Annotated in this window: 23 protein-coding genes; 16 read left to right on the top strand and 7 right to left on the bottom strand. The window is 46.3% G+C overall.

Going from position 1 to position 23,922, the window contains the following annotated elements:
* Nucleotides 1-310: 310 nt before the first annotated feature.
* Nucleotides 311-1,237, bottom strand: coding sequence for a 4-hydroxyphenylacetate catabolism regulatory protein HpaA (gene hpaA, locus GY843_RS14380; RefSeq protein ID WP_297310627.1), 927 nt, complete (start codon nucleotides 1,235-1,237; stop codon nucleotides 311-313).
* A 346-nt stretch (nucleotides 1,238-1,583) separates the two neighbouring features.
* Between hpaA and GY843_RS14385 the strand changes: the two genes are divergently transcribed.
* The 4 genes from GY843_RS14385 to GY843_RS14400 all read left to right on the top strand — a co-directional run bounded on the left by GY843_RS14385 (nucleotide 1,584) and on the right by GY843_RS14400 (nucleotide 6,139).
* Entirely contained in the window at nucleotides 1,584-2,762 is a 1,179-nt protein-coding gene (locus GY843_RS14385; RefSeq protein ID WP_297310628.1) for a p-hydroxyphenylacetate 3-hydroxylase oxygenase component, read from the top strand.
* 163 nt (nucleotides 2,763-2,925) lie between these two features.
* Nucleotides 2,926-3,867 (top strand): AEC family transporter, encoded by a 942-nt coding sequence (locus tag GY843_RS14390; RefSeq protein ID WP_297310629.1) that lies wholly within the window; start codon nucleotides 2,926-2,928, stop codon nucleotides 3,865-3,867.
* A 121-nt stretch (nucleotides 3,868-3,988) separates the two neighbouring features.
* Complete coding sequence (locus GY843_RS14395; protein ID WP_297310630.1) at nucleotides 3,989-5,452, top strand: NAD-dependent succinate-semialdehyde dehydrogenase; 1,464 nt, start codon at nucleotides 3,989-3,991, stop codon at nucleotides 5,450-5,452.
* 156 nt (nucleotides 5,453-5,608) lie between these two features.
* The gene (locus GY843_RS14400) at nucleotides 5,609-6,139 is read left to right on the top strand and encodes a GNAT family N-acetyltransferase (protein ID WP_297310631.1); all 531 of its coding nucleotides are present in this window, start codon (nucleotides 5,609-5,611) and stop codon (nucleotides 6,137-6,139) included.
* Nucleotides 6,140-6,194: 55 nt separating this feature from the next.
* Here GY843_RS14400 and GY843_RS14405 read toward each other — a convergent pair whose 3' ends face one another.
* Both GY843_RS14405 and GY843_RS14410 read right to left on the bottom strand, forming a co-directional pair.
* A complete protein-coding gene (locus GY843_RS14405; protein ID WP_297310632.1) occupies nucleotides 6,195-6,806 on the bottom strand; it encodes a glutathione S-transferase family protein in 612 nt (203 codons plus the stop codon).
* 147 nt (nucleotides 6,807-6,953) lie between these two features.
* On the bottom strand, nucleotides 6,954-8,207 hold the full coding sequence (locus GY843_RS14410; RefSeq protein ID WP_297310633.1) for a hypothetical protein: 1,254 nt from the start codon (nucleotides 8,205-8,207) through the stop codon (nucleotides 6,954-6,956).
* A gap of 258 nt (nucleotides 8,208-8,465) precedes the next feature.
* Here GY843_RS14410 and hpaH point away from each other — a divergent pair, with 258 nt between their 5' ends.
* The 11 genes from hpaH to GY843_RS14465 all read left to right on the top strand — a co-directional run bounded on the left by hpaH (nucleotide 8,466) and on the right by GY843_RS14465 (nucleotide 20,209).
* Nucleotides 8,466-9,269 (top strand): 2-oxo-hept-4-ene-1,7-dioate hydratase, encoded by an 804-nt coding sequence (hpaH, locus tag GY843_RS14415; RefSeq protein WP_297310634.1) that lies wholly within the window; start codon nucleotides 8,466-8,468, stop codon nucleotides 9,267-9,269.
* 37 nt (nucleotides 9,270-9,306) lie between these two features.
* Nucleotides 9,307-10,113: a 4-hydroxy-2-oxoheptanedioate aldolase gene (gene hpaI / locus GY843_RS14420; protein WP_297310635.1), complete on the top strand. Its 807-nt coding sequence runs from the start codon at nucleotides 9,307-9,309 to the stop codon at nucleotides 10,111-10,113.
* Between the two features lie 15 nt (nucleotides 10,114-10,128).
* On the top strand, nucleotides 10,129-10,779 hold the full coding sequence (locus GY843_RS14425; protein WP_297310636.1) for a fumarylacetoacetate hydrolase family protein: 651 nt from the start codon (nucleotides 10,129-10,131) through the stop codon (nucleotides 10,777-10,779).
* A gap of 14 nt (nucleotides 10,780-10,793) precedes the next feature.
* On the top strand, nucleotides 10,794-11,567 hold the full coding sequence (locus GY843_RS14430; protein ID WP_297310637.1) for a fumarylacetoacetate hydrolase family protein: 774 nt from the start codon (nucleotides 10,794-10,796) through the stop codon (nucleotides 11,565-11,567).
* Between the two features lie 112 nt (nucleotides 11,568-11,679).
* The gene (hpaE, locus tag GY843_RS14435) at nucleotides 11,680-13,200 is read left to right on the top strand and encodes a 5-carboxymethyl-2-hydroxymuconate semialdehyde dehydrogenase (protein ID WP_297310638.1); all 1,521 of its coding nucleotides are present in this window, start codon (nucleotides 11,680-11,682) and stop codon (nucleotides 13,198-13,200) included.
* Nucleotides 13,201-13,296: 96 nt separating this feature from the next.
* Nucleotides 13,297-13,695 carry a 5-carboxymethyl-2-hydroxymuconate Delta-isomerase gene (locus GY843_RS14440; protein WP_297310639.1) on the top strand — a complete coding sequence of 133 codons (399 nt, stop codon included), beginning with the start codon at nucleotides 13,297-13,299 and terminating at the stop codon, nucleotides 13,693-13,695.
* Between the two features lie 561 nt (nucleotides 13,696-14,256).
* Nucleotides 14,257-15,270 carry a TRAP transporter substrate-binding protein gene (locus GY843_RS14445; protein WP_297310640.1) on the top strand — a complete coding sequence of 338 codons (1,014 nt, stop codon included), beginning with the start codon at nucleotides 14,257-14,259 and terminating at the stop codon, nucleotides 15,268-15,270.
* Nucleotides 15,271-15,308: 38 nt separating this feature from the next.
* Entirely contained in the window at nucleotides 15,309-15,824 is a 516-nt protein-coding gene (locus GY843_RS14450; RefSeq protein ID WP_297310641.1) for a TRAP transporter small permease, read from the top strand.
* A gap of 37 nt (nucleotides 15,825-15,861) precedes the next feature.
* Nucleotides 15,862-17,193 (top strand): TRAP transporter large permease, encoded by a 1,332-nt coding sequence (locus tag GY843_RS14455; RefSeq protein ID WP_297310642.1) that lies wholly within the window; start codon nucleotides 15,862-15,864, stop codon nucleotides 17,191-17,193.
* Nucleotides 17,194-17,256: 63 nt separating this feature from the next.
* A complete protein-coding gene (locus GY843_RS14460; RefSeq protein ID WP_297310643.1) occupies nucleotides 17,257-17,742 on the top strand; it encodes a universal stress protein in 486 nt (161 codons plus the stop codon).
* Between the two features lie 532 nt (nucleotides 17,743-18,274).
* Nucleotides 18,275-20,209 carry an FAD-dependent monooxygenase gene (locus tag GY843_RS14465; protein WP_297310644.1) on the top strand — a complete coding sequence of 645 codons (1,935 nt, stop codon included), beginning with the start codon at nucleotides 18,275-18,277 and terminating at the stop codon, nucleotides 20,207-20,209.
* Between the two features lie 54 nt (nucleotides 20,210-20,263).
* Here GY843_RS14465 and GY843_RS14470 read toward each other — a convergent pair whose 3' ends face one another.
* The 4 genes from GY843_RS14470 to hpaR form a co-directional block, all read right to left on the bottom strand.
* Nucleotides 20,264-21,439 (bottom strand): multidrug effflux MFS transporter, encoded by a 1,176-nt coding sequence (locus GY843_RS14470; protein WP_297310645.1) that lies wholly within the window; start codon nucleotides 21,437-21,439, stop codon nucleotides 20,264-20,266.
* 8 nt (nucleotides 21,440-21,447) lie between these two features.
* Nucleotides 21,448-21,870, bottom strand: coding sequence for a heme-binding protein (locus GY843_RS14475; RefSeq protein ID WP_297310646.1), 423 nt, complete (start codon nucleotides 21,868-21,870; stop codon nucleotides 21,448-21,450).
* Nucleotides 21,871-21,949: 79 nt separating this feature from the next.
* The gene (gene hpaD / locus GY843_RS14480; protein ID WP_297310647.1) at nucleotides 21,950-22,801 is read right to left on the bottom strand and encodes a 3,4-dihydroxyphenylacetate 2,3-dioxygenase; all 852 of its coding nucleotides are present in this window, start codon (nucleotides 22,799-22,801) and stop codon (nucleotides 21,950-21,952) included.
* Between the two features lie 269 nt (nucleotides 22,802-23,070).
* Entirely contained in the window at nucleotides 23,071-23,493 is a 423-nt protein-coding gene (hpaR, locus tag GY843_RS14485) for a homoprotocatechuate degradation operon regulator HpaR (RefSeq protein WP_297310648.1), read from the bottom strand.
* 81 nt (nucleotides 23,494-23,574) lie between these two features.
* Here hpaR and GY843_RS14490 point away from each other — a divergent pair, with 81 nt between their 5' ends.
* Nucleotides 23,575-23,811: a hypothetical protein gene (locus GY843_RS14490; protein ID WP_297310649.1), complete on the top strand. Its 237-nt coding sequence runs from the start codon at nucleotides 23,575-23,577 to the stop codon at nucleotides 23,809-23,811.
* Nucleotides 23,812-23,922: the final 111 nt, after the last annotated feature.

Consider the following 23,922-nt stretch of genomic DNA (forward strand, 5'->3'; position numbering starts at 1 on the left):
CATCCGCATCCAGGGTTGTAATAACAGTAACCCCGGTAGGGAACTGAGATAGGGAGCGGCGAAAATCTTTAGCATCGAATTCTGTCTGAGACATGGAGTGTCACCTTCGTAAATGATTCGTTTTTATTCTCGTTTCTCGGCATACCTTGTCTTGTGAGCCGGAGAAAGTTCACATGTTAATTAATTATAGATGCCGGCAGGTCTGATTAAATATATTTTTCATTGCTTTAATTGTACTTTTCATAGCTCTTGTTCTTCTTGGTTATGAGCCGGATTGAATAATATTGTTTCTATCTCATTGATTATTAATTTATTTTTTTGAGTCTCGATACTCGCCTGCAGTCTTTCCTGCATTTCTGCGGAAGAAACGAGCAAAATACGCTGGATCTTTAAAACCCAGTTGGTAACCGATCTCTGTGATTGGAGCAGATGAAAAAGTGAGAAGTCTACGTGCTTCCTGCATCAGCCTGTCCATAATTAATCGCTTAGAGGGTAGTCCAGCCAGGCGCCTGCATATCTCATTAAGGCGTGCTTCGGTTACGCTGATCATCTCGGCATACTGGGATAAAGTCAGGTGTTCCTTGTAATGACTTTCTATTAACTCGTTAAAACGGTGGAAGATCCGTACGTCCTCTTTACGGGTTTTCTGCTGGGGCTGACTTTGATCTGAAAGGCGGTAGATATCGATCAGTACTAGTTGTAGAAGCGCTTTTAATGCAACGCTGTGCTCCATTGAGGTTTGATCACTTTCACCCGCCATAAGGTTTAACAGGTTAAGCATACGAGCAGCGTGCACATCTTTGTCAGGTGAGAGTGCAACACAAAGTGGGTTGTTCATGAAGCTGTCGCTGCCCCAGCCGGTCGGAACCATCCCTCCCATAAGTTCCCACACTAACTGTTGCCTGGCGGTTATTACATGACCCTTAGCGTTATTATCTGTGACAAAAGCATGAGGCACTGTTGGCGGTGTCAGAAAAAACATCGGCCCTTCGGTGGTGTAGCTGGTTTCGTCCAGATGGACACGCACAGTACCGCCAAGAATGACATGGATCTGATAGAAGCGGTCATGATGATGCACTGGCATATTTCGTCCAAAGAAGTCTGCCAGCTTTTCCAGGCGCTCGTAATGTATATCTGCATCTACATAATGCTGGTCATATGCATGTCCAATATCGATATTAGGAATATCTTCAGATGAGTCGGCATTCTGTGTCAGAGGTGTCGTGTTACTGCTCATATCAGGATTCATGTTGATGACTGTATTATTAGTTTAGTTAATATTTGAACTAGTTGTGAAAAAGTTCTTTCCTTTGTGCAAATGCGAACAGCTAATATAGTAACTAGAAAAACACTGCTTATATAAATCAATGGCTTATGTTTATTTTTGTGTGCTTTTTAGGCAGTGATTCTTCATATTACTTCATATATTAACTTTCAAAAGTACAATAAAGCCTGTGAAAGATCCATTTTAAAGCGGCTAAATCACAACAATAATGTAGTCATTACTGAGGCAGTCAGCCGGGCCATGTCCATAAATATTCCTGGTAACTGTCTGAACAAAACAAAAAAGACGAAGGTAATGAATGATGGAAAGACCAAATCCAATGCTCGATCAGCTGAAAGAAATTCTTCCTGCAATTGCTGCTAATGCAGTTGAAGCGGAGCAACTTCGTCGAGTTCCAGATGAGAACATCCGTCTTCTTAAGTCAATTAAGCTGCACCGTGCACTGCAGCCAAAAGCATACGGTGGTCTGGAGCTTTCACTTCCTGAAGTGACTGACTGTATTGCTGCATTAGCAGGTGCTTGTGGCGGTACTGCTTGGGCATTTAGTTTGCTGATCACGCACAGTCATCAGATGGCTATGTTCTCGAAGCAGGCTCAGGATGAGTTCTGGGGTGAAGATGTAGATGCGACAGCAAGTAGCTCTATTGCACCATTCGGTAAGGTGGAAGAGTGCGAAGGTGGTGTGATCTTTAATGGTGATATGAAATGGAGCTCCGGTTGTGACCACGCAGAGTGGGCGATTCTAGGTTTCTTGCGTGATAACAAGGAAACCGGCGCAAAAGATTACTGCTTTGGTGTTGTACCAAGCTCTGATTATGAAATTATTGATGACTGGTATTCAGCAGGTATGAAGCCTTCTGGTACTAAGACTTTGCGTATTAATGAGAATACATTTATTCCTGAGCACCGTATCGAGACGGCTAAAGGGATGATGACAGGGGCCTCTTCTGGTTTTGGTTTGTACCCTGATAGCGATATCTACTACACACCTTACCGTCCATACTTTGCTTGTGGTTTCGCTTCTATGGCTCTGGGTATTGCTGAGCGTATGTTGGAAGTATTCAAAAACCTGACTAAAAACCGTACTCGTGCTTACACTATGGCGGCTTCAGGTAAAGAGATTCCACCACTGATGCGTTTGGCTGAATCTACTCATCAGGTTCAGGCTGCACGAGCATTTATGGAAAAAACCTGGGATGAGCATAAAGCGTTTGGTGAACAGAAGCGTTACCCAACGGATGAAGAGTTGGCTTACTGGCGCACAAACCAGGCTTACGCTATCAAAATGTGCTGTGAAGCTGTAAACCGTCTGTTCGAAGTATCTGGTGGCTCTACTTGGATTCACGATAATGAGATCCAGCGTCTGTGGCGTGACTGCAACATGACTGCAGCGCATGCTTACACTGACTATGATGTATGTAAGCAGATTCTGGGCCGCTCTATCATGGGTATGGAAGCAGATCCAACAATGGTTTAATTCCAGGCCTAGATAAAAAAACCGCGCTTGTCGCGGTTTTTTTGTGTCTTTTTTAGAGGAAATGAGATGTTGATTATTAGAAAATAAGTTAATATATTAACTAAATATCAATAAACAAGAGTTGTCCTAAGCAACCCTCGGCCCATTTAGTGATCTCAATTCTATGCAAGATATAACCTATATTTTATCCCTGACCAGTCCGACTTTTATTCTGATTGCAATGGGTTTCTTAACGGTTCGTTTTGGCTTTTTGCAAAAAGACAATGTACGTACGCTAGCTTGGTTTGTGGTGAATTTTGGCTTGCCTGCAGCGATGTTCAAGGCACTGAGTTCACGCTCTTTTCAGGATATTCTGCATTTCGATTATCTACTGATATTCGGCTTAGGTTCGCTGATCGCATTCAGTGTTATGTTTGCCTTGGCAAAAGCACGTGGCAAACCCCTGACCCAGTGTGCGTTATTTGGTCTGGGGGGCAGTATGTCAAACAGCTTGATGATTGGCTTTCCGATTATTATGCAGTTGTTTGGCGATGCAGCACTGGTACCTTTCGCGCTGACTTTGATCATCGAAAACCTGTTTATTCTGCCTCTTACGTTGGCCTTGGCTGATACCGGAGAGCATAAAGACAGTAACTTCTTTAAGGCTCTATTTAAGTCGCTGCCACAGCTGCTGAAAAATCCGATCATTGTTTCTATCGCACTGGGTATTATGAGTACCGCTGCAGATCTTCACCCGCCTGCTTTTGTCGGTCGTGTAATTGATATGCTGTCGGTAACTGTGGGCGGTGTGGCACTGTTTGCCATCGGGGGTATGTTGGTTGGCTTGCAGCCAAAAGGGATGATGACAGATATCTCCTCTATCGTGTTTGGTAAGTTGATCATCCACCCGCTTGCTGTGTTCGTTATGATTCTGCTGTTCCCGCCAATGCCTGAGTTGTTCCAGCAGGTTGCGGTTATTCTGGCATGTATGCCGATGTTTAGTATCTATGCAGTCATAGGCATGCGTTATAACTACGGTGGTTTGTGCTCCGCAGTCTTGTTACCTACAACGATTCTAGCTTTTATTACTATAAATCTGGTGATCTGGCTGCTGGGAGTTCAGTAGCTTTATCACTTTTATTTTATCAATTTTGAAAATACTTAACTTGTTAACTAAATTCCAATAGTGTAGTCTAAGTATTAATTGGTCGAACTGTTTCTGACCCGCTTGGAGAGTAGAGATAACTATGAAACTACAGTTGAAAGATTCCAGTCTGTTACAGACACAGGCATTTATTAATGGTGAGTGGGTTGATGGTGACTCGGGTGAGTCCTTTCCGGTCCTGAACCCGGCAACGGGTGAGGTTCTGGCAGAGGTATCCAGTGTTGGTCAGGCGGAAACAGCGCGTGCAATCGATTTTGCAGAAGCGGCAATGAAAGAGTGGAAAAAACTAGCTCCAGCTGCGCGCTCTGAAATTCTGGAAAGCTGGCACGCACTAATTCTGGAAAATATCGATGATCTGGCTGCGATTATGACTGCAGAACAGGGCAAGCCTCTGTTCGAATCTAAAGGTGAAGTGATGTATGGCGCTTCCTACCTAAAGTGGTTTGCTGAAGAAGGTAAGCGCATTTATGGTGATGTTCTGCCGTCTCCAGGTGATCGTCGCAGTATCGTAATTAAACAGCCAGTCGGGGTTGTTGCTGCGATCACGCCTTGGAACTTCCCTAATGCGATGATTACGCGTAAGGCTGCGCCAGCACTGGCGGCGGGTTGTTCAATTATTTTGAAACCAGCTGCTGAAACGCCATTGTCTGCATTGGCGCTGGTTGAACTGGCGAAACGTGCTGGTGTACCAGCGGGTATGTTTAGTGTGCTACCAAGTGCATCTGCATCCAAAGTGGGTGGTGAGATGACCTCTAACCCTAAGGTGAAGAAACTGACTTTCACAGGTTCTACACCAATCGGCAAGCTTCTGATGAAGCAGTGTGCAGATACGGTTAAGCGTACGTCTATGGAACTGGGTGGTAATGCGCCGGTAATCGTATTTGATGATGCAGATATCGATCTGGCAGTTAAAGGTGCTCTGGTTTCTAAATATCGTAACTCAGGTCAGACCTGCATCTGTGCTAACCGCTTGTTGGTTCAGGAAGGTGTATACGATGAGTTTGTTGAAAAGTTCTCAGCTGCTGTAAAAGAGTTCAAAATCGGTAACGGCTTTGATGCTGATTCAACACATGGTCCTGTGGTATCAAAGAAAGCGTTGTCTGATATCGATGCTATTGTACAGAACGCAGTATCTCAGGGTGCAGAAGTGGTAACGGGTGGTAAACCATCTGATCTGGGTAACTGCTTCTACGAGCCTACTGTTCTGACTAACGTAAATGATTCAATGAGTATCTTCGGTGAGGAGATCTTCGGCCCTGTGGCGCCGGTCTTCAAGTTCAGCACTGAAGAGGAAGCGATTGCCATGGCGAACGATACAGAGTTTGGTCTGGCATCCTATGTTTACACTGAGAACCTGGGTCGCATCTGGCGCGTATCTGAAGGTATTGAGTACGGCATGGTCGGTGTTAATGAAACAGCGATCAGCTCGGAAGTTATCCCATTTGGTGGTGTTAAAGAATCCGGACAGGGCCGTGAAGGTTCTAAATATGGTTTGGATGACTACCTTGAAACCAAATACATCTGCATGGGTGGACTGAACGCCTGATCATGGACTTATGGTCGTAAGTCACTCCGCGCATATAAAGGCTCACTTTAAATGTGCTCTTTTGGGAGGCTCCTAACGGCGCCTCCCTTTTTTGTGCCCTTTTTTATGCCCTATTTTATGTATAAATTGCGATAAGTGATGTAAATGGAGATACAAATGAAGTTTCTGGTACCGGAGCAGATTGAAACGGAAAGGTTGTTATTACGTCAGTTCAAAGACAGTGACTGGTCCGATCTACATCATTATTACTCCTCAGAGCAGGCAACTAAATACACGGTTCGGCGAGTGTTTAGTGAAGGTGATACCTGGCGCGCAATGAGTAGCATGCTGGGTCACTGGGTATTACGTGGCTATGGGCCTTACGCGCTTGAAGAGAAAGAAACTGGCACAGTTATTGGGATATCGGGATTCTGGTACCCGAACGACTGGCCTGAGCCGGAGATAAAATGGGCACTCTGTCCTGATTATTGGGGGCAGGGTTATGCCAGTGAAGCAGCGAAAGCAGTACAGCAGGTTGGACTAGAATATCTGCCAGAAACACCGCTGATCAGTTTTATTCATTCAGAAAATAAACCGTCTATAGCTCTGGCGAAAGCGGTGGGGGCTGTTCTGGAGGAAGAGGTAAACTTCCGTGATGCTCGTTGGCATATATACAGGCATCCGCAGAGTGGCAGAGGTCGGGTTTAAGTGTGGAGACAGGTTTAAACCTGTCCCCTCTATTCGCAATTAGCTAATAACCAGATTAGGCTTTAGCGTTCACTTTCTGTTGCGCTACAGATTTGATCTGGCTTTTGATCCAGGCATCAACATTAGGGAACTGCTTGAAGTTATAACCAACCAGTTTCGCCCAGGAAAGAATGGTTGCGCCGTGGATATCAGCGATGGTGCGCTCAGTGCCTGAAACAAACTCACGACCTTCCAGATGATTGTTTAGTACTGGTAGGTGTTTATCCAGTTCAGCTTGTGCACGCAGAATAATTGCTTCATCACGTAGCTCTTCTGGTACGAACTTGTTCTGAAGAAACAGGTCCAGAGCAAAAAGCTCCAGCTGATTACTGACAAAAAGAGACCAGCGCAGGATGTCCGCACGCTCTTCGGCTGTATTAGCCCATAGTGCCCCGTCACCGTATTTATCAACCAGGTACACAAGAATCGCCTGTGTTTCCCACAAAACCAGATCGCCATCAACCAGTGCCGGTACCTTGCCATTTGGGTTAAGCGCCAGGAATTCATCCTGTTTAATCTCTTTGCCTTTTGGCAGGTATGGGATGTATTCATATTCCAGGTTTAGTGTTTCCAGAACACACATCACCATGCTCGCGCGTGAAAACACGCTGCCGTAAACCTTTATCATGCTAACCGTCTCTTTATTAATATGTTAACTATAATTCAGCACCCCACTGGGGAAACTATGGCGCTTAAACTAATCAATTACTGAGGTTCTGGCAACTGAGAATTTATTGTGGGGACAGGTTTAAACCTGTCCCCAGCACAGTAAAGCTTATTTAACGCCCAGATACTCCATCAGATACAGCATGCCGATCCCTACAATAATCATTACCAGTGTGAAAGGTAGCTGATTACGAAGAATTGCTTTGCTACGACAGCTGTAACGAGCGCGTAGAATCATATTTGTGCCACTGAATACACTGGTGTACATAGACAGCGCTGTAGCATAGATATAAGCCACCCCCATTATCGTAGGTGTGGTTGTGACATCAGCCAGAAGTCCCGCAAATATGGCAACCACTGCCAGCTGATTTATACCCAGAGAGGCAATAACAATGATTGCCAGAAGGCTAATCGAGGCTACTGTTGCATTGGTTTCCGTAAATGGCAGTCCAATCAGGCCCACGCTGATGCAGGCTTTGACCCCGGCAGCCAGCAGGCCCGCGCTGAGAAATAGCGAGATTTCTGTTCGGCTATCACTCAGGCGTTCAAATATATGTTTATGCAGCAGCTCTCCACAGGTTGTCATTCCTTTCTGGGTGCCGACTAGCGCAAGAGGAATTAACACGGCCACGATAGATACCAATACCACTGTGGATGTGCCAGGGAATAACCAAGTAAGAAGCAGGACACTAGCAATAAGCATGATTGGTAAATGCAGTGTGGCCAGCTTCATCGGGTAACCTTGATAGTTATTGAAGCGGCTTTTATAGCGGAAGCGGGCTTCCAGAATTGTAAAGATCAAACCTGCCGCAGCCAGTGGGATAGCAAAAGGGTATAGGTTCTTAACTTCGGCACCGGGCACCTGCTCCAGGACCAACGGGGTGATACTAAGGAAAGGTGACCACAATACGGAGAAGCTAAACCCACGGGCCAGAATGCTCTGTGATAAACGATCCACTGTTCCATTTTTCTTTAACTGATCCCCTACAACGGGTATGGCCGAGAAGTTCGCCACTGAAGAGAAGAAATGCATACCTAAAAAAGTACTGAGAAAGCTCTTTAGGCCAGTACTGGTTTGGCTGGCTTGCGGTTTGATTGCCATGCCAATAAAGGTGATAGCTGTCAGAAGCATGGCAAGCTTCAGATGTTCATCCAGTAACTCTAATAACGTCGCTTCAGAACCAAAGCTCCAGGCGAGGATGGAAAACACAAAACCAGCCCCTGCAAGAATTAGGATAAGGGGGCGCTGTTTTGCTGCTAAACGGGGCAGCTCTATCAGTACATATATCCAGCCAAGCGTTGTTGCCAGTGGGATTAGAGGTAGAGAAAAAAGAAAACTACTAAGTGCTACGGCCCACATCATTAAAAGTAATGGACCTGATATTTTCCTTCCTGGCCAATAGGTTATAACGGATTTACTTAGACTCTGGCTGTTCATCAGACACCTGAAAAAGAGGGAATGTAACCAATAATATCAATCATTGAAAAATTGGGCTGGAAATTCATTAATATATTAAGTATATTGTAGTTAACATGTTACTTATGTTCCAGTCGTAAGTACAAGAAACGGATTAAATACAGGACGCAGAACAGCGCGTCAGAATAAGAATTGAGGGTTTTTATGTTAACTCCGGAGCAGATTAAAAACGCAGCCGATCGTCTGTACAAGGCTGAAAATGAGCGTCAGCAGATTCCAGCCCTGACACTTGAGTACCCAGACATGACTATGGATGAAGCGTACAAAATCCAGAAGTGTTGGGTAGATCAGAAAAAAGCTGCAGGCGCTCAGGTTCGTGGTTACAAAATCGGTCTGACTTCTCGTGCTATGCAGATGGCGGTAAACATCGATCAGCCAGACTACGGTGTGCTGCTGGATGATATGTTTTTTGATGACGGTGCTGAGATTAAAGCATCCGACTTCCTTGATCCACGTATCGAAGTTGAACTGGCATTTGTGCTTAAAGATCGTCTGGAAGGTGAGAATGTCACTATCTTCGACGTACTTAATGCTACCGATTATGTAATTCCTGCTCTGGAACTGATCGCTGCTCGTTGCCACCGTACCGATCCTGAGACCGGTTACACCCGTAAAGTTCTGGACACAATTTCTGACAATGCTGCGAATGCCGGCATCATCCTGGGCGGTCGTCCGATCAAGCCGATGGATATGGACCTGCGTTGGGCTGGATCTCTGCTATACCTGAATGGCCAGATTGAAGAAACCGGAATTGCCGCAGGTGTTCTGGGTCATCCTGCGAATGGCATCTGCTGGGTATGCAAGCGTTTTGCTCCACATGGTGTTGCATTGGAGCCGGGTCAGGTAATTCTGGCGGGTTCATTCACGCGTCCAGTTCCAGTAAAAGCGGGTGACACAATCCACGCAGACTACGGCCCACTGGGTGGTATCTCTGTGAAGTTTGTTTAATCAGGCTTTAGATCAGTTTTAGATAAAGAAGGTGGTTATGGAACTTCCGGTAAATAAATTCAAAAAAGCACTGCAGGGTGATGAAACTCAGTGGGGCTTATGGCTTGGCCTACCCGATGCGACCTGTGCCGAGATCTTGGCAGGTTCAGGTTTTGACTGGCTGTTAATCGACAGTGAGCACGCACCTTTTGAACTGGACTCAACCATGCGTCACTTGCAGGCGATTGCCCCATACGGAGTGCCTGCGATTGTTCGTCCGGAAGAGGGACGTACTGCACTGCTGAAACGTCTGTTGGATATTGGCGCGCAGACTCTGTTGGTACCTATGTGTGATACCGCAGAACAGGCACGTGAGTTGGTGAAAGCGGTTAAGTATCCGCCACAGGGTATCCGTGGTCTGGGTAGTTCTTTGGCACGTGCTGCGAACTGGAATCGTATTCCGGGTTACCTGCAGAAAGCTAATGATGAGATCTGCCTGATTGTTCAAGCTGAAACGGTTACAGCGATGGAGAATCTGGAAGAGATCGCAGCAGTTGAAGGTGTCGACGCTGTATTTATCGGTCCATCAGATCTGTCCGCTTCTATGGGGCATATCGGCAACCCGGATCACCCGGAAGTTGTTGCTGCGATCGAGAACGGTCTGAAGATTATTAACGATGCGGGCAAGGCGGGTGGTCTGCTCTGTATCAATCCTGCCAAAGCGCATAACTACGTTGAGAAAGGTGCCAAGTTTGTTGGTATTGGCGTAGACACATTGCTGCTGAGTAATGCAGCGAAACAGTTGGCAGAAAGTTTCAAATCCGGCGAGAACAAGTCTGATTCTACGGGTTCTAGCGGATATTAATTTTAGGTAATAGTTATGACAAACAATCCAATCGTTAAAGGTAAGTTGGTTTGTGTTGCACTGAACGATTCCGATCAGTTCGAAGCGATGCAGGCTGAGTTCAATGAAGCGCCTTATAAAAGTGCGCCAACACAGCCAGTTTTGTACTTCAAACCACACAATACCTGGAGCACTGATGGTGCAGAGGTTGAGTGGGCTGCTGATGCTGACAGCATGGTTGTTGGTGCCTCTCTGGCAGTTGTATTCGGTAAAGAATGCTGCCGTGTAAGCCCTGAAGAAGCGCTGGACTATGTTGGTGGTTACACACTGGTTCATGATTTCTCTCTACCAGAGAAAAGCTACTACCGCCCAGATATCAAAGGTAAGTGCCTGGACGGGACAGCTCCAATTGGTGCAACTGTTGTACCTGCTTCTGACGTTGCTGATCCACAAGCGCTGGCCGTTGTAACTAAAGTAAACGGTGAAGTGGTTAACGAAATGCCTCTTTCTCGTACGGTACGTGGTGTTGCTGAGTTGATTAGCACTATCTCCTACATCATGACTCTGCAGCCGGGTGAAGTGATTGCGGTTGCTTTCCCTGGAGATCGCGCGCCAGTGAACAAAGGTGACAAGGTTACCTCTGAAATCGCTGGTGTAGTGGCACTGAATAACCAGATGGGTCAATAAGAGGAGCTAACAACATGAAACACGCACGCGTACTTTTTAACGGCTCCGAGTTAGACGTTACTGTAGAAGAGAATGGTCAATTAAAGTCTAAAGTGGACGGTCAGCTAATCAATGAAGCAGACGTTGAGTGGCTTTGTCCGGTAGAGAACCCAGGTACTATTTTTGCGCTGGGTTTGAACTACGCAGATCACGCTCGTGAGCTGGCGTTTGAGCCACCAAAAGAGCCACTGGTTTTCCTGAAGGGTACTAACACCCTGACAGGTCACAAGCAGAATGCTTACCGTCCTGACAATATCGAATTCCAGCACTATGAGTGTGAGCTGGTAGCGGTAATCGGCAAAGAAGGTAAGAACATCTCCCGTGAAGATGCGATGGATTACGTAGCGGGTTACACCGTTTGTAACGATTTTGCGATCCGTGATTACCTGGAAAACTACTACCGTCCAAACCTGCGCGTAAAGAGCCGTGACTCTTTGCTGCCAATTGGTCCTTACGTAATCGATAAAGAAGATGTTGGTGACATCACTGACCTACGTGTAACAACGCATGTAAACGGTGAGTTGACACAGGATGGCACAACTAAAGACATCATCTTCGACGTACCTTTCCTGGTTGAGTACCTGAGTAAGATCATGACTCTGAAGCCAGGTGACATGATCGCAACAGGTACGCCTGAAGGTCTGAAAGATATGCAGCCGGGCGACAAAGTCGTTTGTGAAATTGAAAAGATTGGTGCTCTGGAAACATACATTGTTTCTGAGCAGGAATTCTACGGTGATAAATACTAATTCGATCCATTCGAATAGGTATCAATAAATAACCACTATCGGCCATTTATTCCTTGTTTGTATGAATAACATGGTTTGTATGAATGGCCGGTAAAATGCGAGAGAAGAGAAGATGAGCGAACAACTGCAAGAGAACATCGCTAAAGCGCAAGGTTACCTGGCTCGTTTTAAAGAAAATACACTGGGCCACTACATCAATGGTGAGTGGACGCTAGGTCAGGGCGAAACTTTTGATAACACGACGCCATTCGACCAGAGCTTTCTGGGTAAAGTTGCTGCAGCTACAGAAGCTGATGTAAACGCTGCCTGTGAAGCTGCAGAAGCTGCGGCAGCAGATTGGGCTGCAACACCAGGTGCTGAGCGCCGTAAGATTCTGCACCGTCTGGGTGATGAGCTGGAAAAACGTGCTGAAGAGATCGCAATGGTTGAATCCATGGACTGTGGTCAGGCGATCCGCTTCATGCGCCAGGCTGCTGTACGTGGTGCAGCTAACTTCCGCTTCTTCGCTGATCAGGCGCCAGAAGCACGCAACGGTCTGTCTTTGCATCAGGCTGAGCACACTAACTACACAGTACGTAACCCAATCGGTCCAGTAGCAGTTATTACACCATGGAATACGCCATTCATGCTGTCTACCTGGAAAATTGCTCCAGCGCTGGCGGCAGGTTGTACTGTTGTGCACAAACCAGCTGAGTTGAGCCCTTTGACAGCATCTATCCTTGCTGAATGTGCTGAAGCTGCTGGTCTGCCAAAAGGTGTTTGGAACATGGTTAACGGCTTTGGTGCTGTTGCTGGTAAAACACTGACAGAACACCCTGCAATCAAAGCGGTTGCTCTGGTAGGTGATTCCGCGACAGGTAAGCTGATTCAGGCGCAGACTGCACAGACACTGAAACGTTTACACCTAGAGCTGGGTGGTAAGAACCCGGTTATCGTATTTGACGATGCTGACTTCGACCGTGCTCTGGATGCGGTTACTTTCATGATCTACAGCCTGAACGGTCAGCGTTGCACAAGCTCCAGCCGTCTGCTGGTACAGAGCGGTATCAAGGACAAGTTCCTGGCAGCTCTGAAAGAGCGTGTTGCCAACATCAAAGTGGGTCATCCGCTTGATCCAGCAACTGAAGTTGGTCCACTGGTTCACACGGGTCATTATGACAAAGTAACAAGCTACTTCGATATTGCTAAAGAAGATGGTGCAACGATCGCTGTGGGTGGTAAGTCTCTGCGTGATGAGATGGGCCCAGGTAACTTTGTAACGCCAACACTGTTTGTAGATGCGAAGAACGATATGCGTATCGCTCAGGAAGAGATCTTTGGTCCTGTGCTGACGGCAATCGAATTCGAAACTGAAGAAGAAGCTGTAAAACTGGCTAACGAGACTATTTACGGTCTGGCTGGTTACATCTGGACTGCTAACACAGGCCGCGCAATGCGTATGGCTGACAAAGTAGAAGCCGGCATGCTGTGGGTTAACTCTGAAAACAACCGTAACCTGCCTTCACCATTCGGTGGTGTGAAGATGTCTGGTATCGGTCGTGACGGCGGTGACTGGAGCTTCGATTTCTATATGGAAACTAAGAACGTTTGTATCGCTCATGATACTCACCGTGTTCCTGTGCTGGGCCGTTAATAATACTGCTCGATAGTGCGTTCCGTGGTTTGTTCAGTGTTTGTTCAAGCCACGGCTTTTTAACTGTCGATATAGATTCTGCAAAGGAGAGATCCTATGCCACATTTCATTATGGAATATTCAGCGAACCTTGATGACGATCTGGATATCCCTGCATTGTTCGAAAAGCTGAATGAAACGGCGATAGCTACCGGTGTATTTCCAATCGGTGGTATCCGTACCCGTGCGATCCGCTGTGAACATTACCGCATTGGTGAAGGTGATCCAGACAACACCTTTGTGCATTTGACTGCAAAAGTGGGATCTGGGCGTGAGCCTGAGGTTCTCAAGGCTGCTTCAGATAAGGTATTTGAAACCTTTACCGAAGCGTTACAGCCAGCCTTTGAAAAGCGTTACATGAGTATTGGCTTTGAGATGATCGAGTTACATCCAGAGCGTAATTATCGCAAGAATAATATTCATGAAAAAATCGCCAAGATGAAAGAACAGGGTTAAATAGCCGTACTCAACAATCTGAAAGGTATTTTAAATACATTTTTATAGGTTGTATTAAGAAATGCCAGTCAATCCACTGTAACTGTTTGATATATATGTAGTTGAGCAAGTGTTCCTTATTTATAAGGAGTGTAGCTAAAAGTATGACGTGTTACTTAAAGTGGTTTGATTTATGATTGTTGTGTATCACTTATGCGGTCTTTTAGACTAAAGGCATATGTCGATCATGAGATATGGGCCCTTTGGCAAAGGTTGATTAAAGAAAGTGATACTAAAAAATTGTATTGTTGTTTAATATAGTGTCAGTTTATAATAAAAAACTGGTATTTTTTTCGAAAAATACTTGATAAAAAATCCTTTTAGTTAATACTTTAACTAATTGGCAATGGTTTCTCTCTCATCTCTACTTAGCTGGAATTTGAAGGGGCTGGTGTCAGAAGGGATGAGTTGAAGCAAAAGGGTATGAGCCAGTAGATAAACCATATATAAAATAAGGTTATCTGCAGATGGTTAGTGTATTTAGCTTAAAACAATAAAAACGGTTAAATAGAGGAAACAATAATGAATCTAAAGAAAGTTCTTGCTATTGGTCTTTTGGGCGCAACTATGGCCGGTCAGGTTGCCGCAGAAACTACTCTGCGTGTAGCTAGCTGGCTGCCACCAACGCACCCACAGAATGCCGTAGTATGGCCAACTTGGTCAAAATGGGTTGAAGAAGCAACTGAAGGCCGTGTAAAGGTTGCAGTTGAGTATGGCATGGGCCATCCAAAAACGATGTATGAACTGGTAGAAGATGGCGTAGTAGACGCATCTTTCAGCTACCACGGTTATGTACCAGGTCGCTTTAAGCTGACTCAGGCGGTAGAACAGCCACTACTGGGTTCCAGCGCTGAAGCTGCATCTGTTGCTCACTGGCGTGTACACAACAAATACTTCGCTAAAGCGAACGAGCACGATGGACTGGAACTGATTGGCCTGTTCACACACGGCCCAGGTCAGATCCACATGGCTAACCCTGTTAGCTCTCTGGCAGATCTGAAAGGCAAGAAAATTCGTCTAGGTGGTGGTGTTCAGGGTGAAATCGGTCACCGCATGGGCGTTACTGCTGTAGGTGCTCCAGCGCCTAAAGTATACGAAATGATGCAGCAGGGCGTTATTGACGGTGTATTCATCCCAATGGGTGAGCAGAAGTCTCTGCGTCTGAAAGAAGTTGCTAAAAACGTTATTGCACTGCCAGGTGGTATGTACCTGGGTAGTTTCGCAATGTTCATGAACCCAGACTTCCTGGCTGACCTGGATGCGAAAGATCGTGAAGCGATCATGGCTGTATCTGGTGAGAAACTGTCTGCAATGGCAGGTAAAGCTTGGGACGCAGGTGATGCTGCAGGTCTTGAAGCAGCTCAGGCTGACGGTGTAAACATCACTATGGTTAAAGAAGGTGATGCACTGGCTAATGAGTTTGTTGCTCTGACTAAAGGTATGGATGAAGCATTCCTGAAGTCTGTTGAAGATCGCGGTGTAGATGCAAAAGCTGCACTGGCTGAACTTCGTGAAATTGCTCGTAACTACAAGTAAGACTTACATCTGATAAAGCATGTAAGTAGGAGTCTTTTATGGCTTTGAGTGCCTGGATTACAGCGCACTACGAAGAGAAAGGGCCAGTCGCATGGCTGGCCTTTTTTCTTGAGTTGATTGCTGCCTTAACACTTTTCTTCCTGATGGCACTGACCTGTGCAGATGTATTTGGTCGGTACTTTCTGGATAACGCTGTCGACGGTGCAACCGAACTGACAGAGATGGGGATCGCGATCCTCGTATTTGCTGAATTACCATTAGTGACCTGGCGTGGAGGCCATGTCGTTGTTGATATCCTGGATAAAATGATGGGTAGTACAGTGATCAAAGTTCTTGGTCTGCTGTCCGCATTTTTGATGTCAACATCACTTTATTTTCTGGCTGTCCGCATTTATGAACTGGCAGCTCGATCTCACCGCCGCGGTGAGGTAACGGAATATCTTCAGATGCCCGTGGCATATATCGTTGAATATATTGCCATTATGAGCTGGGTAACCGCAGGTGCCATGATTACTTATGGCGTGTATCGACTGCTGTTTAAGTCTCACGATTAATCGTGTGGACTGAATAAACTCAACAGGTATTTTCAGAATGATTACTGCATTAACAGGCTTTGCGATTCTGCTGCTGATCATCGTAGTGGTACGTGTACCAATTGCATTTGCGATGGGTCTGGTTGGCTTCTTTGGTTTCGCATATATGCAGGGCCTGAGCTTTGATAACTTTATGGACTTCCGCTGGAACGGGGCTCTATCTATGGCATCGAAACGTGTCATCGATACAGCACAGGAATACAGCTTGTCCGTGATTCCATTATTCATCTTGATGGGTAACCTGGTAACAAAATCCGGGTTATCACAAGAACTTTACCGTGCTTCTAATGCATTTTTGGGCCACAAGAAAGGCGGTCTCTCCATGGCTACAGTTGTAGCTTGTGGTGGTTTCTCCGCAATCTGTGGTTCCAGCCTGGCGACTTCTGCGACTATGGCAAAAGTAGCTATGCCTCCAATGCGTAAGTACGGTTACTCTGATTCACTGGCGACTGCATCTATTGCAGCCGGTGGTACTCTGGGTATTTTGATTCCACCAAGCGTAATTCTGGTGATTTACGGTCTGCTGACCGAAACCAGTATTCGTGAGTTGTTTGCGGCAGGCTTTATTCCAGGCTTCCTGGGTATTTTGTTGTACCTGTTCGCAGTACGTTACGTGGTATGGCGTGATCCTGAAGCGGGCCCATGTGGTGAGAAACTAGGCTGGGGCGAACGTCTAAAAGCACTGAACGGTGTTTGGGGTGTACTGATCCTGTTTACCATTGTAATGGGTGGTATCTATCTGGGTGTTTTCACGCCGACAGAAGCAGCGGGCATTGGTGCCGGTGGTGCGTTCTTTATCGCACTGGCGCGTAAGAGCCTGACTATGGGTAGCCTGTTCGAGATTCTGACTGACACTGCTCGTACCACAACAATGTTGTTTGGTGTGGTAATTGGTGCACTGATTTTCTCCAACTTCATCAACCGTGCGGGTCTTCCAGCAGATCTTCTGGCTTTCGTTCAGGGTCTGGAAGTATCACCGATGGTAGTTATCCTGGTGATTCTGGCGATCTACATCGTACTAGGTATGGTGTTTGAGAGTCTGTCGATGCTGCTGTTGACTGTGCCGATCTTCTTCCCACTGGTGCATAGCCTTGGTTTTGATCTGGTGTGGTTCGGTATCGTAGTGGTAGTGGTAACTGAGATCAGTCTGATCACACCACCAGTGGGGATGAACGTGTTCGTGCTCAGTGCGGTACTGCGCGACGTGAAAGCGAGTACCATCTTCAAGGGTGTAACCCCATTCTGGTGTGCAGATATTATCCGCCTGGCGTTGATCACGCTGATCCCGGCTATATCTCTCTTCCTACCAGAAATTCTGTACAGAAGCTGACAATAGGGCAGGCTCTTCGAGCCTGCCTTTTTTATATCTACTCGTATCCGAGTGAGGTGAAAAATGATTCCAGGCGTTAAAAAGATTCTTTACGCTTCAGATATTGAAAAGGGTTCACGCCCAGCCTTCCGTGCAGCAGTAAGCCTGTGTGGTCACTACGATGCCCAGATTACTTACCTGCATGTACTGGAAAATGAACATCAGGACAACATGGCTTTGCAGTCTGTATTAAAAGCAGACGGTATGCAGGAGATGTACGAAGAAAGCCTGAATAACCTGAAAAGTAAGCTTGAAGGTCGTATCGATAAGTTCTTTAAAGAGGAAGTTGAAGAACTGGATATGTTGAACGAAGAGCAGGTTAGTTCCATCATTCGCGAAGGCAAACCGTGGAAGGTTATTGTTGATGTAGCTGATGAAATTGATGCAGACGTAATTGTGATGGGTACTCGTCCACACACAGGCCTTGGTCACGCATTAATGGGTTCTACAGCAACTAAAGTTATGAACCACTCGAAGCGTCCTGTATTGATCGTACCATTGAAAAAATAGTGTTTCAGTGGGGGGGACAAAAGGCTGATAACTCAGGTTATCAGCCTTTTTTCTTTTCTAGGGAGCCTACGAATAAGTCCATGCTAACTTCTGGCTTTCAGTTTGATGTGTAATCAAGGCAACGCTTTGCAGTAATGTCTGGACCTTACAAAAAGCGAAAACGCAGAGTGCGTATCAAACTGCAAGCCCCGCAGGGCAAGGCCTGCCGCACACAACTTCGTTGTTGCAACCTTGCTAAGGGCTACGGCCATTAGCGGCAGATTGCGCCTAGAATTTGCGCACGGCAGGCTCTTGCAGAAATCGCAGGTACTTGTTCGCAGGTTCCCTAGGCTAGACTGTTAGATATACAGTGGTAATTCTATATTTCCACACTAAATTTATTGTTACCAAAGTATGAGTAATAGTAGCTAATAATCGCCCCTGATTGGCTAGCACTTTTTGATAAATACGTTAATATGTTAACTAATAGTTTAATATATTAACTACTGATATGAGCGCCGAAGTTAGGGCCGTCAGCTAGGAGTACCGTGTCATGCAATATCATCTGAATGGGTTTAAACCCGGTAACTATGAGATCCCTGATGAGGCTCGCGAGCCTTATCCTGAACCGCCGATTGTGGATCTACCAAATGAAGTGGATGTTCTGATCATCGGTACAGGTCCTGCAGGACTGACAATGGCACGGCAGTTATCTGAGTTCCCAGATATTAAGACATGCATTGTTGATATGGCCCCTGGTCCTTTGCTCTTTGGACGTGCGGATGGTATTTCCTGCCGTACCATGGAGATTATGGAAGCCTTCAACAGCAGCGAGATGGTGGTTAAAGAGACCTACCAGCTGAAGCAGAATACATTCTGGGAACCAGACTCTGAGAACCCTGAGAAGATTAAGCGTACGCACAAAATCCCAGATGCCAGGGCAGGACTTTCCGAGTTTACTCATGGAATTGTTAACCAGGCTCGTCTGCATGAATTGCTGGTTGATGGCATGGAAAGAACAGTTACTCACCTCACGCCTCAATACAGCCGTGAAATGCTTGAGATGAAAATAGACGAAGAGCTGACTCAGGACCTTCAGGCTCATCCAATTACGGCAACCTTTAAAAGAACCGATGATGCCGGTGCAGGCAAAGTCGAAACGGTTAAAGCGCGTTTCATCGTAGGTTGTGATGGTGCCAGAAGTAATGTTCGTCGAAGCATGGATATTCCACTAGAAGGTGATTCGGCGAATAAAGCCTGGGGTGTTATGGATATTCTGTTGAATACAGACTTCCCGGATATCCGTGTTAAGAGCTTTATTCAGTCGAAAGATCATGGTGCGGTCATGACCATCCCACGTGAAGGCGGCTATCTGTGTCGTTTTTATGTTGAGCTTGATCTGCTTGGAAAAGACAAGCGTGCATCGGATGTGAAACTAACCGAAAAAGATCTTATTGCTAAAGCGCAGAAGATCTTTCACCCCTACACACTGGATGTGAAAGAGGTCGCTTGGTGGTCAATCTATGAGGTTGGGCAGCGTATTGCTCAGCGCTTTGATAACCGTCCATTGGGTAGCTCTGAGGATGTTATTCCTCGTGCATTTGTTGCGGGTGATGCCTGCCATACACACAGCCCTAAGGGCGGTTGGGGTTTGAACACTTCTTTGCCAGATACTTTTAATCTGGGCTGGAAGATGGCTGCAGTTCTGCAGGGCAGATGTGATTCTAAGCTGCTGAGCACCTATTGTACTGAACGACGTAAAGTTGCCCAGCAGTTGATTGATGCCGACCGTGAGTTGTCTAAGCTGGTCGCTACCCGACCTACTGCGGGTGATGATTCTGAGCAGGCAAAAATTGATACGGCTAAAATTGAAGCCTTTATGAAACGCCAAAGCGGTTTTGTATCCGGAACTTCAATTGAGTACTACCCATCCTACATCTGTACCGGCCAGGAGAACCAAGAGCTTGCTACGGGTTATAAGATTGGTCAACGTTTCCACTCAGCAGAAGCTACCCGTGTAGCGGATGGCAGAAGTCAGCATTTGGGGCATCTGGTAAAAGCTGATGGTCGCTGGCGTATATTCCTGTTTGGTGACAAGCAAAACCCGACTGATCCGTCATCAGAGGCTTATAAATTCATCGACTTTTTAGCCAATGATGCGGCTTCACCTGTGCAAAAATACACACCAACTGGCACCGACATTGACTCAGTCTTTGATACCTATGCTGTTTTCCAGCAACAGGATCTGGAGATGCATGACCTACAAGGCTACTTGTGGCCAGCAAAAGGTAAGTACGGGCTGCGTGATTACGAAAAAGTATTCCATGCTGAAGAAGGCAATGACATCTATGACCTGCGTGGCATCGATCGTTCAGCGGGCTGTGTGGTGGTTGTAAGACCAGACCAGCATATTGCTACTATCTTGCCGGTTACAGCTCACGAAGAACTGACTAAGTTCTTTGATTTCTTTATGATTGAGCAGAAGTAACAAGCTATAAACTGAGTAAATATAGAACCCGTCAGGTTAAACCTGACGGGTTTTTTATTGTCTGCTTGTTGTGAAATAGGCCGCAAAGGCAAGTATTGGGCAGAGCACCAGAACCAAAATAATCCAGATAGAGCCAGCGGATAGTAATGCGGGTGTCATTTGAGCGACTAATGCGCCTGTGAGCAGCTGAACAAAGCCCATGAGGCCGGATGCCGTGCTGGGCGAGCTTTTGCTACAGCTGATACCTGCTGACTGGCTGTTAGGTTGGCTAAAACCTCGGCCGATAGTGAATAGCGCCATCGGTAGAAAGATAGTCAGGTAAGTCACGCCAACGTTATACACAGTGATTAGCATGATCAGTGCGCCAGCCATAGAAAGAGAGTGGCCCAGAGTAATCATTCTGTGAGTACCTAGCTTGGCAGAGAGCTTAGCTGCATTAAAGCTGCCAAACATAAAACCCAGTGAGACAAACAGGAACCAGTTACCGAAATCAGCTGAGCTACCGCCCATTTCCTGATCCACGATATAAGGAACAGAACCAATAAACAGATAGAAGGCACAGGAGATAAAAGTAGTTGAGAGCGCATAGCCTAAATAGTTTGGCGCTTTGATGACTTGCCAGTACTGTTTGAGTACCCGGTCTATGCGTAAGCTGTCAGTTTTATTTGTTGCTGTTTCAGGGATCATAAACAGTACGATCAACCAGGAAACTGTGCTCAGCAGTAGTGAAAAGTGGAATAGGTATTGCCAACCTAACTGAAGGTTGATGTGTCCACCGAGGGTTGGCGCAATAGCCTGGGAGATGGCAATCGACAGGGTAATGTAGCCAATCTTACCGGCAGCCTGATCCCGGCTATATCTATCCAGCATTATGGTGCGTGCCAGTACCATACCGGTACAACCACCAAACGCCTGCAGCACACGAGCAACAAGCAAAGAGCTTAGATCATCAGCAAAAGCACCAAGTAAGCAGCCTATAAAATGGATTGCTATCCCTATAAGCAGAATAGGGCGGCGACCAAATCGGTCTGCCAATGGGCCACAGATCAGCTGACCAATTGCCAGGGAGAACAGGTATAAGGTCAGGCTGAGCTGTACTTCCGCAGTGGTCACGTTCAGACCAGCTGCTACGTCAGGAAGGGCTGGTAGAAGAATATTCAGCGCAATAGGGCTCACCATCGACATGATGGTGAAATAGGCAATGGGGGGTAAGGGTTTGCTGTTATCCATCAATGGACTTATTTACTCGCAGTAAGCGCGTTGATGCCCGCTTGGGCACATTCCTGATCTTGTGCTTCACTCGCACCGGATACACCAATAGCGCCAACACGTTCGCCATCGATTTCGATAGGAAGACCGCCACCAAACATTACAACGCCTTCCTGAACATTGAGCCCACTGAGGAGGTGAGGTTTGTCTGCAAGACGTTCCTGCCACAGGTGAGTACCGAAACCAAAACTGACAGCGGTAAAAGCCTTACCACGCGCTATCTCTGTGGAAGGCATTGGAGCGTTATTAATGCGTTGCATCGCCAAAGGGTTGCCATGACGATCCAGAACCCAGACACAGATTTTCAGACCGTTATCAGCTGCATATTGGCAAGCAGCCAGAGCGGCACGTTGTGCTGCATCCCAACCGAGGCTTTTATCAGAAATAATCATGCTATTTTTACTACCCGTTTAAGAATGAAAAAGGGTACCGCAAGGTACCCTTAATCTCGACTTTTCAGATGGATTCAGCTTACAGACTGAACACCACGTTTACCTGACCTGTACCGGAGCTTGGGAAGTACTCACCGATCACTTCACCTTTACCCTGGTACTGATCCCAGCCCAGTGCGCCGAATAGCATCGCAGTATCATGCATACCGCCTTCACCAGAACAGTTGTCAGAGTAGTCTGGCAGCATCTTCAGGAATGTAGCGATTTCACCCTGCTGCCACAGATCCAGAACACGCAGGTCTACCTGACGGTTGAACTCTTTGGAGATAGTGAAAGTACCGTTGTTAGCTTCGTAGTCGTCGTTGTCCCAGATACGGTGAGACAGAGAACCAGAAGCGATTAGCATAACCTTGCTGTCGCTTGCTTCGATGGCTTCACGGATCGCTTCACCCAGCTTACGGGAAGATTCAATGCTGTGCACAGTACACCAGCCTGCAACAGAAACAACTTTCAGGTCAGCTTCTGGGTTCATATAACGCATTGGAACCAGCGTGCCGTATTCCAGATCCAGTGTTTCTACCTGATGGGAAAGAGTGAATACACCTTTCTCAGTTGCTTTCTCTGCAATCAGATCACCCAGTGCAGGGTTACCGGTGTATTCATATTCCAGGTTCTGAATAAAGTGTGGGAACTCGTGGCTAGTAAAAGCGCCTTTAAAATGAGAGTTTGAGTTCACGTGGTAACCCGCATTAACCAACCAGTGTGTATCCAGGACAACGACTGTATCAGCACCTGCTTCACGTGCACGGCGAGCAATCTCTTTGTGTCCGTCGATAGCCTGTTGGCGGCAGCCTTCCAGCTTACCTGGCTGTTCAGATAGCAGCATTGTTGGTACGTGTGTAACTTTTGCTGCGAGTACTAATTCTCCCATCGTGACCTCTCTTGATCTTATTATTGGCCGACCTGCTTCTCTAGGGACAGATAGAGATTCTTTGCCGACTGCTTGTTAAATAACTTAATATGTTAATTATATTTAAGGCTAAGATAGTTGTCATGTTATCTATTGTCAACTCATAAAGTGAATAAGTTGACTGAAGTCATGCCAAAAGTGATCAGTAAATTGAATATAGCTGACTGAATTGGAAAAGTGGGGCGAGAGCGAAAAAGGACCTGATCAATGGCTCTTATCAATGGTTCTGATCAGGGTTCCAGTTCTGATAGCTCTTTCAGCATTTCCATCAACTGCTTGAGCTTCTTCTCGTCATAGCGGTCAGTGAAGGTCTTATAGCGCTCTTCTACCTCTGGGCTTAGACGAACAAACAGAGCGTTCGCGCTATCGGTCAGGCTGATAATGGTGCGACGCTGATCTTCTTCAGATTTACGACGCTGGATATAACCCTGCTGCTCAAGGCGCTTAAGGATGCCTGTAAGGCTTGGGCTAAGCAGACAGCAGCGTTTAGCTAACTCTTTTGATTCAAGCTCTTTATAAGCGTATAGGGCACGGAGAACGCGCCACTGCTGTTCGGTCAGGGAGTTCTCGTGTAGCAGAGGACGGAAAAACAGCATCGTTGCTTCACGAGCTTTAAGGAGCTGTAACGGCAGTGAGTCTTCAAATTTACGCATATAAAATATCTACCCAGTAATTCCCCGATATTTTCCCGGCTTACTGATAAATGTGCAAGTTCTCGAGGAAGGATTCATCCTATGGAACCTACGAACAAGTCCTATACGACTCAGGCTTACCGAGCAATTCAAGCGCAAGGCAATGATTACAGGCATGCTGGTTGCCTGTCGAAAATCATTAACAAAGTGATTCAGTTGCTCTGTAAGCCCCGTAGGGTGGTTTCTAAAACGACCATCTACTTTGTCAGTCAGCTTGAAAAGGTCTCGACATTTCACTGCGCTGACTTTCGCGTATCTGGTCGTTTTATAATCCACTGAGAAAGTATGAGACTTATTCGCAGGTTCCTTAATGTACAGGATAATTAATATATTATTTATCTGCCACGTAATTTTTGCTGAAACCCGTGCAACTGGTTAAAAAGCAGGAAG

Source organism: Neptuniibacter sp. (genome assembly GCF_024231755.1).
Lineage (GTDB): Bacteria > Pseudomonadota > Gammaproteobacteria > Pseudomonadales > Balneatricaceae > Neptuniibacter.